The following is a 14,000-nucleotide window of genomic DNA, read 5'->3' on the forward strand; positions in this document are numbered from 1 at the left end:
TGAACGGTTATGCGGCTCAGGCCTTGCGGGCCTTGCGGATCATGGAGTTCACCGTTTCAGACGGCTGGGCGCCGTTGGAAAGCCACTTGTCAACCTTTTCCAGGTCGATGGTGTAGTTGACGCCTTCCTGCATGGGATCATAGGTGCCTACCTGTTCGATGTAACGGCCGTCGCGGCGAGCGCGGCTGTCTACGACTACGATTTTATAGTAAGGACGGTCCTTGGAACCCTGACGGTTGAGTCTGATTGCTACTGCCATATCAATTTTAAATAAAAGATGTTAATGAGAACTCCCGCGGTTTGTCGCTCGCATGCGTGCACGGTCAGCTTCCCATTGCGGGTGCAGATGTATGCGATATAATGGGATCATTGTCAACACCAGAGTTATTTTCCAGCAAAAAAACCTTTGCACCCCTTCTTCCCTTCATTACGGAAAACTTTCCACAGCCATACGCCCGAAGGAGTACAGCATGCTGAAGCCGAATCCGGCAAGCGCCAGGGACAAGGCGGCGTCCACCCAATTGGCATGGCGATCATAAAAAATCCGGATGGGATGCCAGCGGAATACCAGCGCCCAGAGTATCCACCCCACCGTGCCCGTAACCACGATGAGCATCCCGATGAAGAAGGCGTAGGACACGGAATGGTTCTTCTCCAGCAGAGGGGAGGACAAAGCCACGAAGAAGAAAGTGGCCTTGGGATTCATCAGATTAGTCAGCAGGGCGTCCCGGTAAATGGAGGAGGCCGGCGGCAAGCTGTCCCCCGCCGGGACGGAGGGCTTCCCGCCGCGGGGCCATATTTTCCAGGCCAGGTACAGCATCCAGCAGGAAGCCAGGCAGAAAAGCGCCAGACCCAGCGGACTGTGAAAGACGGAGGCCCCTACCGTACACGCCAGCGCGGCATGCGCCACCACGCCCGTGCCGATGCCCAGGGCGGCCATCACCCCGGCTCCAAATCCGTACGCCAGCGTGCTTCTGGTGACGAAAGCCTGGTCGGGACCGGGAGAAGCCTGTGAAAGCAGCAGAATTCCTGCAAAGATGAGTTCTTCCATGAACGAGAAAAGTGAAAATCATGCCCGTGGGTGCGCCTGCCTGTAAACCTCCGCCATTCTGGCGCGCGTCACATGGGTGTATATCTGGGTAGTGGAGAGGGAAGCGTGGCCCAGCAGTTCCTGGACGGAACGCAGGTCCGCCCCGGCATCCAGAATATGCGTGGCGAAGGTATGCCGGATTTTATGGGGGGAAATAGGGAACGGGATGGAGGAAAGCTTTACGTATTTGTCCAGCATCATCTGCACGGCACGGGCGCTGAGGCGGGTGCCTATGCGGGAAACGAAGAGGGGGGAATTCTTCGGCAGCCCGGCCATGGAAGCATACGTTTCCAGGGCGGACAGAGCGGGAGCACCCACAGGCAGAATCCTCTCCTTGCGCCCCTTCCCCATCACGCGCACCCCGCGAAATCGGTGGTCCACGCTGTTGACGTCCAAGCCGACAAGTTCGCTCAACCGCATGCCGCAGGAATAGAAGAGTTCCAGAATAGCAGCATCCCGGTAAGGCAGCCACCCCGGGGCGTTGGGAGGCACCGGCACCTTGTACGGCAATTCCAGCAATTCCACCATCTGGTTGATGGTCAGGAAAACGGGCAGGCTTTTTTTCTTTCTGGGCAGGGAAACGCCCGTCATCGGACTGGCCTCCAGTCCGCAACGCCGCATCATGAACAGGTAAAAACTGCGCAGGGCGGCAAAACGCAGGCGAATGGACGCCGTAGCAGCATCATCCTTCAATTCCTGGAACAGCCAGTCCCTCATCTGTTCAGCCGTGCAGGCTTCCCACGCCGTAAAAGAAGCGCCGGCCCATGTCCGGAACTGGCGCAGGGCGCGGGCATAAACCTCAACCGTATGCGGGGATGCCTGTTTTTCCACCTCCAAATACTGCAAAAAGGCCCGTTCCGGTTCCAGCGGCTGCTCCATGGTGAAACCGAGTTATTCCGATTCTTCCTCCTGTCCTCCGTTCACCGGAGCCTCCAACAGCAGGACCTCGCTAATATTCGCCCTGATAAACAAATCTATGTCGTCCGGCTCTTCCATGGAATACAGAGGGCTGTCCCGGTGACTATTGGCAAGGGCCTGCTCCTTTTCCACGGGACTGAGCGTGCCGTCCTTGTCCAGGTCGTAAAGGTCCATCATTTCCTTCAGTCTGGCCTGGTACAGCACGGCAGCATCTTTCATGACAAGAGCATGTTCCTCCGGGTCAATGCGCCCGTTTCCATTGGCGTCATACTTCTTCAAAAGCATGTTCCTGGTCAGCAGAAAGAGGCCCGGCGCCACCATGAAGCGCTTCTTCCCCGGCGTTCTGATTTCCACCATGGACACGCCCGGTTCCATTCCGGGAGGAGGAGGGGGAAGGCCTCCAGCACGGCGCTTGTCCGGGCCTTCTTCTCCGCCGCGGTCCCTGCGGAACTTTTCCACATGTTCCCGGAATGCCTTGTATTCCTCAGGGGAAAGTTTTCCGTCGCCATCCTTGTCAAACTGCATCAAGAATTTTCTCCGGGCCTCCTGGCGTGCGGCGCGAGCATCCTTCACCAGCCGGGCCTTGTCCTGTTCCGACAAAACGCCCGTTCCCGAGCCGTCATACTCGTCAAGCACCATCTGGCGGATCAGTAGGGTTACCTGCAGGCTTTCCAAACCGGGCCTGGGAACAGGAGGAGCCGCTTCCCGCCCCTCCGCAGCAGGGGGTTCAACCTGGGCCGCAGCCTGCGGCAGGAAACCGCACACCAGTGCAGCGGCACATGATAAGATGAAGGACTGGAGCAATTTCATGGTCATTCTTATTAACCCCGCCATGAAAAGACGGTTTCAAAATAAACATCCGCCCCCTGCCGGCGGCCGGCACAAGGCGGATGTTGAAAATGCGGAAAACGCGGAAGCGGCGATTACTTCTCAACGTGAACGATCGCGTTCTTTTCCAGCTCAACGATCACGCCTTCCGCAATCTTGAGGGAAACGGTGCGGTCATTGACCTTTTCAATAAAACCGTGAAGGCCCGCATTCGTGACCACCTTGTCCCCGCGCTGCAGGGATGCAATGCGCGCCTGCTGCTCCTTCTGGGCTTTTCTCTGCGGGCGGATCAGCATCACCCAGAACAGAATGATGATGACCACGAACATGAACATGGGACCGCCGAAAATCTGCTCGAAAATATTCGGTTGTTCCGGGGCCGGCTGGCCGGCGGGAACGCTTTCCGTGGCGGTAGTAACGGGAGCGGCAGGAGCTGCCGCGCCATCTTGGGCCTGTGCTAACATGAAGATACTCATAAAATGTCGTTTGCTTGATACCGCGCGATAAATGAATCCTTGAAGGAGCCGAACGTGCCGGCGGCTATGGCCTCACGCGCCTGAGCCATAAGCCGGAGATAGAATTCCAGATTCTGGAAAGAAAGCAACCTTAAAGCGAGTATCTCCCCTGCTTTGAAGAGATGACGCACGTAAGCCCGTGAGAATTGTGTGACATGCGGATGCCCTTCAGAGTCGATGGGGCGGATGTCCGCCGCCCAGCGCTGGTTCTTGATATGCATGGGGCCGTCCGGCGTCAGGGCTACGCCGTGGCGCGCCAGGCGGGTAGGCATCACGCAGTCGAACATGTCCACGCCGCGGGCAATCATCTCCAGAAGCTGGGGAGGCGTGCCCAGCCCCATCGCATAGCGGGGCTTGTCCTCCGGCAGCCAGGGGGCGGAATGGTCAATCGCCCGGAGCATCTCATCTTCCGGCTCACCCACGGAAACGCCGCCTATTGCATAGCCGTCAAAATCCATGGCAGCCAGTTCCTCCGCACATCGTTTTCTCAAATCCGCGTATACGGACCCCTGAACAATGCCGAAGTGGTGCTGTCGCCCTTCCCCGGAACAGGGCTGGTGTTCCTGCACCCACGCCTTGCACCGCCGCGCCCAGCGGAGCGTGTAGCCCAGGGAGTTTTCCGCATACTTCCGGTCACAGGGATAGGGGGGGCATTCATCAAAGAGCATGGCAATATCGCTCCCCAGATCCGCCTGTATTTCCATAGATCGTTCCGGACTGAGCATCATGTACGCGCCGTCCAGATGGTTCTGGAAACGCACGCCCTCTTCCGTGATCTTGCGGAGCTTCGCCAGCGACCAGACCTGAAAGCCCCCGGAATCCGTCAGAATGGGCCGGTTCCAGGAGGAAAAACGGTGCAGTCCCCCCATTTCCCTGATCAATCCGGAACCGGGACGGAGAGACAAATGATACGTATTCCCCAGGATAATTTGCGCGCCCAGACTTTCCAAATCCTGGGGATGCAGGGTTTTTACGGAGCCCTGCGTTCCTACCGGCATAAAAATGGGTGTCTGCACCCGCCCGTGGGGCAATTCAAGCGTACCCAGACGCGCGTTTGTGGAAGAATCTTTCTGATGAAGCGTAAAAGGCATGAAATCAGGCTTTCTGGCGTTTGATAAAACGGGCGGAGTAGGTGGGCTTCCCCATGGATTCCCATTGAAGCTGGAAATCCGTCTTCGGATAAAAGAACTCCCCTTCCTCCCAATTCCCGCGGCTGAACAGGCCGCAGCGTTCCGCACGGTCCAGTACCCACAGGAAATATTCCTCATGGTCCGTCTTGAACAGAAACTCCCCGCCATCCGCCAGGGAACGGTGCAGCACGGGCATGAAATCATCCTGCACCAAGCGGTTCTTGTGGTGCCTCTCCTTGGGCCAGGGGTCCGGGAACAAGTAATGCAATCTGGAAATCCGGCCTGGCCATATCAGCCATTCCAAAAAATAACGGCTCTCCACCCGGAATACCTTCACGTTGTCCAGACCGCGGGACGCCGCCTTGGAACACACGCTCCGCACCCGTCCCAACAATCTCTCAACACCTAGAAAACGGCGTTCCGGATAATATTCCGCCATCTGAAGAAGAAAACCTCCGTCCCCGCACCCCAAGTCCACTTCAAACAGGCCGTCTTCCCCGAAAATCTCGGAGGGGGTCAGCGCGCCAAAATAGTCTTCCGGAATAAATGCAGGCTCTGTCATGGGAATCAATGTGCGCATAAGATGCGTTACAAACCGGACTCTGTCAAATGAGAAGAGCTCCCTCCGCAACATGGCGCAAGGGAGCTCTAAAAAGTGCGGTCAAACGGTCCTGCGTCAGTTCCGACAGTAAAGGCGGTTGTAAATTTTACGGTCAAAGCGGTAGTAGCGCGCCGCGCGGTGCGCCACCCCCTCCTCCTTTTCGTCCAACTGAACGATATACGGCCTTGCGGCTATCTTCTTGTGGAAATTGCGCACATCCATGGACTTGCCATGAATTTCCTCATTCAGCCTCCGGAGTTGAAGAGCAGTAAACTTGGAAGGCAGCATGTCGTAAATCAGGGCCGGCTCCTTCTTCACGGCTGAACGTACCCTTTCCAGAGCCAGTTCAACAATGTCCCGGTGGTCAAAAGCCAGCTCCGGCAGATCATCCACGGGCACCCACCGGGTCTTGTGGCTCTCCATCAGCTTGCGCAGCTTGGTTGAAATCCTCAGCATGGCCATATAGGCTACTGTCACCAGCCGGCCGATCTTCCGTCCGGACGTGGCTTCCACCCATTCCCTGTCCGCCGGGTTCTTGATCCGCGAAGGGGAGCCGAACGTATGGAATTGCTCCAAATGGGGAGAGGACATGCCAGTCATGTCAAACAGGATGCGGCGGGCAGCCGCGTCAAGCTCCTCGTCCTCATAAATCAAATCTCCGGGAAGCTTGGAAATGGCTCCCGTATGGCCCGGATCAACATGCGTCTTTTCGACCAGGAGGACCTTCAGTCCTTCCTCGTCGAACCCCATCAACACACAATCCACTGAGAGATGCGGATAAAATGCTTGTCTGTTCATTATATAATCTATTGTAGTAAGTTGCCAGCAACGCCTCCGAAGCTACGCAAGCATGTAAACCAAGTCAACCCAAATCAACTAACAAGCACATCCCGTCCAGCTAAAGGCCAGAACCGGCAAGACGGAGCCGTTCCGCTGCTTCCCTCCAGGGAGCATAACGTCTGCAAAAAAGGAAAAACACAGCGGCGGCTTGCATTTTACGATGTTCCTTCCCTATAACTACAACATGCATGCGGGCATCATCAGGGGGACGGCCATGCTGGCGGGGCTCTTATGGCTGGCCGCCTGTTCGTCCTCCCCCAAAAGCCGGGACTATCCCGGCTACATGACGCGTCCATACACCATACGGGGCCACCGCTACCATCCCATGAGCGTGGAACAGGCCCTGGGATTTGAGCAAACAGGTATTGCCTCCCACTATAATGAGTGTTCCCTTTGGGGCCTTGTCAGCGGATCGACGGCCATCGGGGAAAACGTCCGGCCCTGGCACCTGCATGCGGCTCATCCCACCCTCCCCCTGCCCTGCGAAGTGCTTGTCCAATCCCTGCGCACGGGAAAATCTGTTAAAGTCCGCGTCAACGACCGGGGACCGTTCGTCAGGAACCGCATCATCGACTTGAGTGAAAAAGCCGCCGAGCGCCTGGACATGAAACACCACGGCCTGGACAGAGTAAGAATTACCGTTCTGTCCGTGGGGGACGGCAAATGGAAACGGGAAGCGCCGCCCCTGGCCACACCCGCCTGAATCATTTCAAGACGGACTGCGTGGTCTTGAAATGCATCTTGGCCACCTTCGGCAGCATCTCTTCCCCATGCGTGGCTACAAGCCGGCGGCCGGCCTTCACCACTTGTCCGGACGCGCCGAGCGGCAGCTTCATTCCGGCAGCCTCTCCCGCGGCATCCATCCAGTTTACAAAGCGCTCGCGCGCCAAAATGGAAGCGGCGGCTACCGCGACATCACTCTCCGCCTTGGTTCGCTGTTCCAGACGGATGGCCAGCTTCTTGGCGGCCAGCGCCCTTTTCAGGACGAAAGGATTGGCAAACTGGTCGCTCAGCGCCATGGGGCAGTCCGGCACCTTTCCCACCAGCCCCTCAATGACAGTGGCATGCCCCCAGGCCAGAAAACGGTTCAAATTCTTGAATTCGGGATAAAGCTGATTATACCGTTCCGGCCCGATGCTCACCAAATGGAACCGGATGCCGGGAACCTTGCGGATTCCCTCCGCCAGAGAACGAATTCGGGAAGAAGTGGACACCAGCTTGCTGTCGCATACGCCCAATTTCCGCAAAGCCGCCCCTATGCGCGCGTCCGCATACACTCCGGCGACAACCAGCGGGCCGAAGTAGTCGCCCTTGCCGCTCTCATCAATGCCGAAGTGGGCCGTACACGCCTCTTTTGCCTCTTCCTCCGCTACGGACAGAAGGCCGGTTACTTGCGGTTCCAGGATGAATTCGACAAACTCATCCGTCCCTTTACCCTGCACGAGAAGCTTGTTCTTTTTTTCATACACTGTCACTAGAAGGGAGGGGCCGGAAAAGGAAAAACGGGCGTAGGGCACCTGCTGCCTTTCAAAACCCTTTGTATCAAGAATGGCCTCCAGTTTTCCGGCCTGGACGCCGGTCAGCATGGTTGTAAAAGTGGTGCGCATACGCTTTCTTCTCTGCTCCGGATATCCGGGGAACAATAATGGAAAGCATGCAAACAAGGAGGGTCAAGCAAATTCCCTGCATCACCCAGTTGAATACGCAAAAATCAAGCATGCCACGGATTCTGTTATTTTTTAGGAGACAAATCATCCCCCGTGAACTATAAAACTCATACATTCATATCATTCTGCACTTCATATGGCTAAAACATTAACAAAACGAGACCTCGTTAACAAAATCAGCGCCGAAACGAACTTCACTCAGATTGAAGTGTTCGACATCGTACAACGTGCCGTGGACATTATCTCCAGCACCCTTGCGGAGGGAGACCGTGTTGTGATCCGCAACTTCGGCACCTTCCAGGTAAAGGAAGTGAAGCCCAAAGTGGGTCGCAACCCCAAGAACCCCGACCAGGATGTACCGATTCCGGCCCGTTCCGTGGTCAAATTTAAAGTTGGCAAGGAATTGAAGGACCAGGTCGCCAAGCTGACCGCCTCCAAGTAACCCCGGCACAGGGAAAGACAAATTACTCCGGGCGCCTTCATCCTCATGGTGAAGACGCCTTTTTGTTTGCAATTTTCCTCCCAATCGGGAAAATGGGAATGTGAGCATGTTCCGGATAACGCATCTCTGCCTGATTACCGCTGCAGGGCTCTGCTCCTGCGCTACCGAACGTACTGTTACCAACAGCCTGGAAACCAGGAATCAAAAATCCATGGACCTGATGGACCGGTTTGCCGGCGGCTTCTCCGTGCAAAAGGATAAAGACGGGGAAATGAAGATGGTTTCTGAAAAACGGAGCTCTTTTGAAGGCCGCAGATACGGCGGGGAAATTTCCTCCGTTGAGAAAAAAGCCTTTGAAACCTCCGGATTTGAGAAAAAGCAGTTTGACGGTGCGGGAACCAGGTTTGAAACCAAAAAATGGGATGGGACCAAATCCTTCATGGATGGTAAGACGGAAGTCCCGGACTTCATTGCTCATGCCAAGGGAGTGAATACCGGCACCTGGCAGGACGCCACCAAGCAATACGCCATGCGCAAGGCGGAAATTCAGGGACGCACCTGGAAAGAGGCGGACAAACAATTCGGCCATGAAATCAACAGGGACATTGATGCCAAGCGGAAAAATTTTGAACAGCCTTCCATGATGAGCATCCGGGAAGCGCAGGCGCACACCATTCAGGAAACCAGGGAAATGATGGGACGGACGGACTAGGGAAAACGTGCAGGACGTGATCTCATGCCACATTTCAGATTCGACTTTATTTTCAGCCGCCATCTATACTCCTTCCCGTGAGTGCCAAAGACGTCCCGCCTTCCATTACCCTGCCTACCAGCGATTACTACACCATCGTCAAGATGAGCAATCATGCCGTTGTGGGAGTATTCCGCCAGCATGTCTTTGCCCGCCGTTCCTCCCGCCGCTATGCGCCGCCCATTCCGGAGGAACATGACTTTTACTGCGTGAAAAGAACGCCGGACCGTGTCATGGTGCAAATCTTTCACGATGGCAACGAAGTTTACCGTTGCATTTTTGTACCTCCTGCCGATTATTAATGGCAGGAAAACCATGAAAGCGCCTCTTTTCAGCGTGGGCTTCTGCCTGACAAGTCTGATTACAGCCTGCTCCTCCCCAACAGGACCCAATGCCTGGACGCCCGTAACATCCGGCGCACCCCGGGCCCCTATTCACCAGAACGAGGTTCTGGTCATTGATGAATATCCCATGGGGGAATATACTAATGTGGGACACTTTGACGGTCCGGACGGCCGCATTGTCCATGTTTCCATGGATGACAAGGAATTGATCAACTACTTCACCAAGGAAGCCGCCGCCATGGGAGGCAATACCGTGGTCATCAGGGAACCGCGCATCCGCTACCGCTCCGGAGAAGGCAAAAGCAGCCGGGTGGACGTCATCTACGTGCGGGAGGAAATGGGAACGCACGGGGCGGAAGACCTGGGCATGGATTCCCTGCCCATTGATGAAGAATCCCTGCGGATCTATTAATCCGCAGTTTCAGATACGGACACCCTTCAGCTCCTGTTGGCCGCGCCGCAATGCGGACATTCCGCATGGCTGTTATTCGGAGTAGCGTAAAACCGGTATCTGCATATCCGGCACTGAACCTTGCGGCGCCTTTCCAGAAAAGAACGCACGCACCCCGTCACAAAGCATGCAAACACCACGGCGGCAAAACCGCCGCAGGCAAACAGAAACAGGCGCGTCAGGAAATCCTGGACAGACATATTCATAACTCTTCCGCCTCCTTCCATTCTATGGACATGGTGCCGCTGCGTGGAGCCGCAGAAGGAACCCAGCGCAGGGAACGTACAAACCTCATGGCGGAATCATCCGCACCGGAACTCCCGGAAGAATCCAGCAAAAGTACCTGGGAAGGAACGCCCCACTCGTCCACGACCACAAAAAATTCGCTTCTCAGCCCGGTATGGTCTTCGCTTCTGGCAAAACCATCCAGGACTCCCGACGTCACAATCCGTCCATCCAGGCCGGGAGAATAAAAAGACAAATAGGGAACGCACGTGCCGGAAATGTCCAGAGACGGATTCATCACGGAAAGAATATGAAAATCCGGATACTGCCACATGCGCCACACTTGGTCCGCTACGGTCGGCAACGGCACGGGAGGAAGAAGCTCCAGGGGTGTATCCGATGAACTAAGAGAGGGCAGTGTCACGCCCGTTTCCCCAATGGGTCCAGCCGTCACGGGGTCAGCCCACACCGGTCCTCTTACAGGCAGAGGAGTATTGCGGAGCACATACTGATGCAGGCGGGGATTGTCCGCAGGGAACAAAATGACGGCCGCCGTCTGGTTCGCACGTCTCCGGACACCGGGAACGTCCACATCCACAAACACCGCAGCAACCGACAGACAAACGCCGAAAAACAGCATCCACAACAAAATCCGCCAGCGCAGAATACCAGTCTCACGCCAATCAAACGTCAACCCCAGATGAAGGTCGAAAATCTTGGCCCGGCTCTTTTTGTTCAGCTTCATGCGGAGGGAAGAAAAGATGTCAATCTGCTGGTTCAGTGGCAATATAACACTTCATTCCCCTGGACAGCACCATATTCTCAAGCTGTTCCCTCAGACCGTGGGAAACGGAAGAATCAAGCCGCAGGGCAATGCTCATGCGGTCACCTCCGTCCGTCCCATGGCTGCGGACAATCCGGTCCAGTTCCGCGGCGACTCCGGGCAATCCCCCCTCAATCAGCCGATTTCCGAGGTAAAAGGACGGCTGCTCTCCGGCCGTAACGGAAATAAATTCCACATCTCCCACGATATTCATCAGGAATCCGGAGGCTGGAGCCTTTACCTCGTAACCATACTCCATCCCCACACGGGAAGTCATCACCGTCAGCACACACACAAGAATCACCAGATCCAGCAGAACAATCACCTGCAGGAAAAATGCCCCGGAGGGCAAGGTTGAACGGGTTTTGATCTGCACGTCTCTCCGTCTCCTTTAAACTTTCTCAGTCCCTTCTGCCGGCCATGCGTTCCCCATCCTCGCGCTCCTGGCGGGCGTCGCATACCAGGCAGACGGCTTCTGTTCCGGCACGCTCCAGAGAATGGACCACCTGACGGGCGCGGGAAGCCAGATAACAATAAAACAAATAGGCGGGAATCGCGATGCTCAGCCCAAGGGCGGAACTCAGCAAAGCCTGGAACACGGCGTCAGACATGGCCAGGGTGGGAGCCTTCCCTTCCAGCACTCCGGGCTGGGAATAAAATCCGATCAATCCCTGAATAGTCCCCAGTACACCTACCAGCGGGCTGACTGTAGCCACCACCAGCAATCCGCGGATATTCTTTTCAATCTGGAACACCTCCATCTGAACGGAATCCTCCGCAACCGTGCGCAGTTCCTGGCGCTCCAGCCCGGAATGGGCCAGTACAGAAGAAACTACGCGAGCCTCGGGACCGGGCAGAATGGACGCCTCATGCCTGGCTTCATCCACGTTGCCGGCCTTCACCAGCCTGGAAATGCCCCTTAAAAAATCCCCCGTGTTGATCTGAATCCTGTGGAAATACAAAATACGTTCCGCCACAACCGCCAGGCCGTACACGGCCAGCACGCTCAATACCCAGAACAACGGTCCTATCTTGATGATCAATTCACTCATAACCCACTTTCTCCCGTCAAATCATGCATATTTTTCCTGTCATTTCAATCCAAACCTATGTAGCGCGTACGCCCCGTTTCTGTAAAAGCCGCGTCCCGGCCCATAACACGACAGCTCCTGCTCCCAGCCAGGAACCGAAGGAAAACAGCCATGCCGCGTCAAACAGGCACATGCCTGACAACAATAACCCCACCGCAGCCTGAACGCGCGGCCGCCCCGCCTCACGCCGCGCCACCAGGGAAATTACACAGGTAAACACGGTCAACCCCGCAGCATACCACAGCACGGCATCCGGCAGAACGGCCCTGCCCTCCGCATGGGAAAAAATCAGCCCCGCAACCGTCACCCACAGCCCGCGGCAAAGTCCCATCAGCAGGATGGAGCCGCTCCAGAACTTGTGAAACATATTGTACAGGGAAATAACGATCAGCAGGAGTCCCCCCACGGCAAACTCCCCGCCCAGCAGCATATTCAGCACCAGCCCGGCCAGTCCGGCCATCAGCGCAATCGCTCTTAAAAAAGACGGGCTGACAGCCCCGCACGGAACAGGACGGTCCGGATACCGGCTGGCATCCCAGCGGGCGTCCACCCGGTCATTCTCCCACATGCCGTACAAATAAAAGAACAGCCCCGTCAGCACCACGCCCAGGTAAATGCCGGGTGGCGGCCATTCTCCCCCCGCCACGGCGGCCCATGCCGCCGCCGCATTCGTAAACAGGGTGGGAATATTGGCCGGACGTGCAGAACGGACAGCCCCGTTCAATAAACGGCATTCGTACATCGGCATTTATTTTATATGGAAAACAGACAGCCACCAAGCATATCCACAGTCAGCAGGAAAGGAAGCGCCCGCGCGGACTGTCTTCGGAACCGGCTGGCGGCCATGATACAGCCACTATACATACCCAAAAATGTATTGTATTCACATGTCTGTCTCCTATGATTCGGACGCATTCAAGCCTTTCCCACATATTCATGAATATCAGGACCCATATCCAGACGCTTCTCATTTGCACCATGACCCTGGCCGCACAAGGCCAAAGCGTGGTGAACCCCGGAGCGACCCTGCCCAGGTCCGTCCAGCTTCGTGGAGAGGAAAGCGGAGGGAGAACCGTCCGTCCGGATGAATCCAGGCGCGTTTCTCCGGATGAAGCCCCCGTTTCCCGCCTCCGGCCACAGCGCATCGTCAACCGGATAGCGGCTACAGTCAACGGCCGGCCCATCACGGCCAACGAGGTCAGCGTCCGGCTGATGCCCATCGGCGCTCAGCTGGCGGCGCAATATCCCAAGCAGGGACCGGAATTTTACAAGCAGCTTGCCCTGGCCAAGAAAAACATCATTGAAGACCTGGTGGAACGCGAACTGCTCCGCAACGAATTTGAAGGCATGGGCGGCGTCATCCGCGATTCCCTGATCGACCAGGAAATCAACCGCACCATCCTGACTACGTTCAATGGAGACCGCGACGCCTTTTTGAAAAACCTGAGCATGTCCGGCATGACTATCAGATCTTTCCGGGAAATGACGAAAAACCAGCTTCAGGTCCAAATCATGCGCGCTTCCAAATACGACCAGGAGATCCCGCCTACTCCCGAAGAACTCCGGAAGGAATATGAAGCTACCAAGGAACAGTACCGGGATTTGACCAAAGACAAAGTCAAATTCAAGAAAATCTTCATACCCATGCTCGGCAATGACTCCGCCTCCACGCCGGAAGTCCAGCTCAACCTGGCAGACCTCATCGCCAACGAAATAAGGGCCAAAAAAGCAACTTTCCCGGAAATGGCCACCCGCTATTCCAAGGACATGTACGCGGAAAAGGGCGGCGACTGGCCCGTCACGGAACGTTCCACTCTTTCTCCTGAATTCGCCGCCATCATCTTTGGAGCCCAGCCCGGGGAAATCATCGGCCCGCTGGTGGACGCCACCGGCTTCACCATTGTGATGGTGGAAAAAAAGGAACTGGCGCCTCCGCCCCCCCTCTCCGCCATCAAGGAACAAATCGACATGATGGCACGCAACAAGCGCAGCAATGAACGCTATAAAAAATGGGTGGACCGTCTCAGGAAAAAAGCCATCGTCAAGGTATACATCTGATCTTTTTTCCTTCCCCTTTGCCGGACCGGCCACAACGGCCGGTCCGGCATTTCCTTCCTGTGTTCTGTCCTCTTATCTCTTTCTCATTCAGTAAAGAGGCCCTTTTTCATGCAGCCTCCTCATACCCTCCGGAAGCTCTCCCATGTCATTCGCTCCCGGAAAGATGTCTTATATGTAACGGAATGGTCGGCCTCCGTCATCCCGCCGGATACGTTGACTCCATGCG

General features: G+C 56.0%; 20 protein-coding genes. 6 read left to right on the forward strand and 14 right to left on the reverse strand.

All coding sequences use genetic code 11. The features are described from left to right. Window positions 1-16: 16 nt before the first annotated feature. The 8 genes from rpsP to V3C19_RS10450 form a co-directional block, all read right to left on the reverse strand. A complete protein-coding gene (gene rpsP, locus V3C19_RS10415) occupies window positions 17-259 on the reverse strand; it encodes a 30S ribosomal protein S16 (RefSeq protein ID WP_067570799.1) in 243 nt (80 codons plus the stop codon). 168 nt (window positions 260-427) lie between these two features. Beyond that, a complete protein-coding gene (locus V3C19_RS10420; protein ID WP_130083147.1) occupies window positions 428-1,051 on the reverse strand; it encodes a LysE family translocator in 624 nt (207 codons plus the stop codon). An 18-nt stretch (window positions 1,052-1,069) separates the two neighbouring features. Further along, entirely contained in the window at window positions 1,070-1,969 is a 900-nt protein-coding gene (locus V3C19_RS10425; RefSeq protein ID WP_130083148.1) for a tyrosine recombinase XerC, read from the reverse strand. A 12-nt stretch (window positions 1,970-1,981) separates the two neighbouring features. Then, window positions 1,982-2,824 (reverse strand): EF-hand domain-containing protein, encoded by an 843-nt coding sequence (locus V3C19_RS10430; RefSeq protein ID WP_330937088.1) that lies wholly within the window; start codon window positions 2,822-2,824, stop codon window positions 1,982-1,984. A 107-nt stretch (window positions 2,825-2,931) separates the two neighbouring features. Next, complete coding sequence (yajC, locus tag V3C19_RS10435) at window positions 2,932-3,312, reverse strand: preprotein translocase subunit YajC (RefSeq protein WP_067570807.1); 381 nt, start codon at window positions 3,310-3,312, stop codon at window positions 2,932-2,934. Further along, the gene (gene tgt / locus V3C19_RS10440) at window positions 3,309-4,442 is read right to left on the reverse strand and encodes a tRNA guanosine(34) transglycosylase Tgt (protein WP_295875669.1); all 1,134 of its coding nucleotides are present in this window, start codon (window positions 4,440-4,442) and stop codon (window positions 3,309-3,311) included. Before tgt ends, yajC begins: the two co-directional genes overlap by 4 nt. Before the next feature lie 4 nt (window positions 4,443-4,446). Then, window positions 4,447-5,043 carry a tRNA (guanosine(46)-N7)-methyltransferase TrmB gene (gene trmB, locus V3C19_RS10445; protein ID WP_295875666.1) on the reverse strand — a complete coding sequence of 199 codons (597 nt, stop codon included), beginning with the start codon at window positions 5,041-5,043 and terminating at the stop codon, window positions 4,447-4,449. 114 nt (window positions 5,044-5,157) lie between these two features. Then, the gene (locus V3C19_RS10450; RefSeq protein ID WP_130083152.1) at window positions 5,158-5,880 is read right to left on the reverse strand and encodes an NUDIX domain-containing protein; all 723 of its coding nucleotides are present in this window, start codon (window positions 5,878-5,880) and stop codon (window positions 5,158-5,160) included. 202 nt (window positions 5,881-6,082) lie between these two features. Here V3C19_RS10450 and V3C19_RS10455 point away from each other — a divergent pair, with 202 nt between their 5' ends. Continuing rightward, window positions 6,083-6,625 carry a septal ring lytic transglycosylase RlpA family protein gene (locus tag V3C19_RS10455; RefSeq protein WP_202975642.1) on the forward strand — a complete coding sequence of 181 codons (543 nt, stop codon included), beginning with the start codon at window positions 6,083-6,085 and terminating at the stop codon, window positions 6,623-6,625. A gap of 1 nt (window position 6,626) precedes the next feature. Here V3C19_RS10455 and rnhC read toward each other — a convergent pair whose 3' ends face one another. Further along, window positions 6,627-7,529 carry a ribonuclease HIII gene (rnhC, locus tag V3C19_RS10460; protein ID WP_295934730.1) on the reverse strand — a complete coding sequence of 301 codons (903 nt, stop codon included), beginning with the start codon at window positions 7,527-7,529 and terminating at the stop codon, window positions 6,627-6,629. Between the two features lie 196 nt (window positions 7,530-7,725). Between rnhC and V3C19_RS10465 the strand changes: the two genes are divergently transcribed. The 4 genes from V3C19_RS10465 to V3C19_RS10480 all read left to right on the forward strand — a co-directional run bounded on the left by V3C19_RS10465 (window position 7,726) and on the right by V3C19_RS10480 (window position 9,538). Beyond that, entirely contained in the window at window positions 7,726-8,031 is a 306-nt protein-coding gene (locus V3C19_RS10465; RefSeq protein ID WP_012419338.1) for an HU family DNA-binding protein, read from the forward strand. A 106-nt stretch (window positions 8,032-8,137) separates the two neighbouring features. Further along, complete coding sequence (locus V3C19_RS10470) at window positions 8,138-8,743, forward strand: hypothetical protein (RefSeq protein ID WP_130083154.1); 606 nt, start codon at window positions 8,138-8,140, stop codon at window positions 8,741-8,743. Between the two features lie 77 nt (window positions 8,744-8,820). Next, window positions 8,821-9,084 carry a hypothetical protein gene (locus V3C19_RS10475; RefSeq protein ID WP_067570818.1) on the forward strand — a complete coding sequence of 88 codons (264 nt, stop codon included), beginning with the start codon at window positions 8,821-8,823 and terminating at the stop codon, window positions 9,082-9,084. A 13-nt stretch (window positions 9,085-9,097) separates the two neighbouring features. Then, window positions 9,098-9,538, forward strand: coding sequence for a hypothetical protein (locus V3C19_RS10480; protein ID WP_130083155.1), 441 nt, complete (start codon window positions 9,098-9,100; stop codon window positions 9,536-9,538). Window positions 9,539-9,564: 26 nt separating this feature from the next. Here the strand turns inward: V3C19_RS10480 and V3C19_RS10485 are convergent, their stop codons facing one another. Genes V3C19_RS10485 through V3C19_RS10505 form a run of 5 tightly spaced genes read right to left on the reverse strand, consistent with a single transcriptional unit; the run spans window position 9,565 to window position 12,464 of the window. After that, window positions 9,565-9,783, reverse strand: coding sequence for a hypothetical protein (locus tag V3C19_RS10485; protein ID WP_130083156.1), 219 nt, complete (start codon window positions 9,781-9,783; stop codon window positions 9,565-9,567). Then, window positions 9,780-10,547, reverse strand: a complete 768-nt coding sequence (locus tag V3C19_RS10490; protein ID WP_130083157.1) for a hypothetical protein — start codon at window positions 10,545-10,547, stop codon at window positions 9,780-9,782. The genes V3C19_RS10485 and V3C19_RS10490 overlap by 4 nt, the downstream gene beginning before the upstream one ends. A 19-nt stretch (window positions 10,548-10,566) precedes the next feature. Then, window positions 10,567-11,001: a hypothetical protein gene (locus V3C19_RS10495; RefSeq protein ID WP_130083158.1), complete on the reverse strand. Its 435-nt coding sequence runs from the start codon at window positions 10,999-11,001 to the stop codon at window positions 10,567-10,569. Between the two features lie 25 nt (window positions 11,002-11,026). Then, window positions 11,027-11,677 (reverse strand): MotA/TolQ/ExbB proton channel family protein, encoded by a 651-nt coding sequence (locus V3C19_RS10500; RefSeq protein WP_130083159.1) that lies wholly within the window; start codon window positions 11,675-11,677, stop codon window positions 11,027-11,029. Window positions 11,678-11,732: 55 nt separating this feature from the next. Beyond that, window positions 11,733-12,464, reverse strand: a complete 732-nt coding sequence (locus tag V3C19_RS10505) for a UbiA family prenyltransferase (RefSeq protein ID WP_130083160.1) — start codon at window positions 12,462-12,464, stop codon at window positions 11,733-11,735. A 188-nt stretch (window positions 12,465-12,652) separates the two neighbouring features. On the opposite strand from V3C19_RS10505, the gene V3C19_RS10510 reads away from it, so the two are divergent. Further along, entirely contained in the window at window positions 12,653-13,774 is a 1,122-nt protein-coding gene (locus V3C19_RS10510; protein ID WP_161981214.1) for a peptidylprolyl isomerase, read from the forward strand. Window positions 13,775-14,000: the final 226 nt, after the last annotated feature.

The sequence above is a fragment of the Akkermansia sp. AE01SA01 genome, assembly GCF_036417395.1.
In the GTDB taxonomy this organism is placed as follows: domain Bacteria; phylum Verrucomicrobiota; class Verrucomicrobiia; order Verrucomicrobiales; family Akkermansiaceae; genus Akkermansia.

What these genes read in the sequence shown, in the direction of transcription:
- trmB (WP_295875666.1), bottom strand. Translation starts at nt 5,043, where the DNA reads ATGACAGAGCCTGCATTTATTCCGGAAGACTATTTTGGCGCGCTGACC.
- V3C19_RS10455 (WP_202975642.1), top strand. Translation starts at nt 6,083, where the DNA reads ATGTTCCTTCCCTATAACTACAACATGCATGCGGGCATCATCAGGGGG.
- V3C19_RS10510 (WP_161981214.1), top strand. Translation starts at nt 12,653, where the DNA reads ATGAATATCAGGACCCATATCCAGACGCTTCTCATTTGCACCATGACC.
- V3C19_RS10485 (WP_130083156.1), bottom strand. Translation starts at nt 9,783, where the DNA reads ATGAATATGTCTGTCCAGGATTTCCTGACGCGCCTGTTTCTGTTTGCC.
- V3C19_RS10505 (WP_130083160.1), bottom strand. Translation starts at nt 12,464, where the DNA reads ATGCCGATGTACGAATGCCGTTTATTGAACGGGGCTGTCCGTTCTGCA.
- V3C19_RS10450 (WP_130083152.1), bottom strand. Translation starts at nt 5,880, where the DNA reads ATGAACAGACAAGCATTTTATCCGCATCTCTCAGTGGATTGTGTGTTG.
- V3C19_RS10425 (WP_130083148.1), bottom strand. Translation starts at nt 1,969, where the DNA reads ATGGAGCAGCCGCTGGAACCGGAACGGGCCTTTTTGCAGTATTTGGAG.
- tgt (WP_295875669.1), bottom strand. Translation starts at nt 4,442, where the DNA reads ATGCCTTTTACGCTTCATCAGAAAGATTCTTCCACAAACGCGCGTCTG.
- V3C19_RS10470 (WP_130083154.1), top strand. Translation starts at nt 8,138, where the DNA reads ATGTTCCGGATAACGCATCTCTGCCTGATTACCGCTGCAGGGCTCTGC.
- V3C19_RS10480 (WP_130083155.1), top strand. Translation starts at nt 9,098, where the DNA reads ATGAAAGCGCCTCTTTTCAGCGTGGGCTTCTGCCTGACAAGTCTGATT.
- yajC (WP_067570807.1), bottom strand. Translation starts at nt 3,312, where the DNA reads ATGAGTATCTTCATGTTAGCACAGGCCCAAGATGGCGCGGCAGCTCCT.
- V3C19_RS10500 (WP_130083159.1), bottom strand. Translation starts at nt 11,677, where the DNA reads ATGAGTGAATTGATCATCAAGATAGGACCGTTGTTCTGGGTATTGAGC.
- V3C19_RS10420 (WP_130083147.1), bottom strand. Translation starts at nt 1,051, where the DNA reads ATGGAAGAACTCATCTTTGCAGGAATTCTGCTGCTTTCACAGGCTTCT.
- rnhC (WP_295934730.1), bottom strand. Translation starts at nt 7,529, where the DNA reads ATGCGCACCACTTTTACAACCATGCTGACCGGCGTCCAGGCCGGAAAA.
- V3C19_RS10490 (WP_130083157.1), bottom strand. Translation starts at nt 10,547, where the DNA reads ATGAAGCTGAACAAAAAGAGCCGGGCCAAGATTTTCGACCTTCATCTG.
- rpsP (WP_067570799.1), bottom strand. Translation starts at nt 259, where the DNA reads ATGGCAGTAGCAATCAGACTCAACCGTCAGGGTTCCAAGGACCGTCCT.
- V3C19_RS10465 (WP_012419338.1), top strand. Translation starts at nt 7,726, where the DNA reads ATGGCTAAAACATTAACAAAACGAGACCTCGTTAACAAAATCAGCGCC.
- V3C19_RS10430 (WP_330937088.1), bottom strand. Translation starts at nt 2,824, where the DNA reads ATGACCATGAAATTGCTCCAGTCCTTCATCTTATCATGTGCCGCTGCA.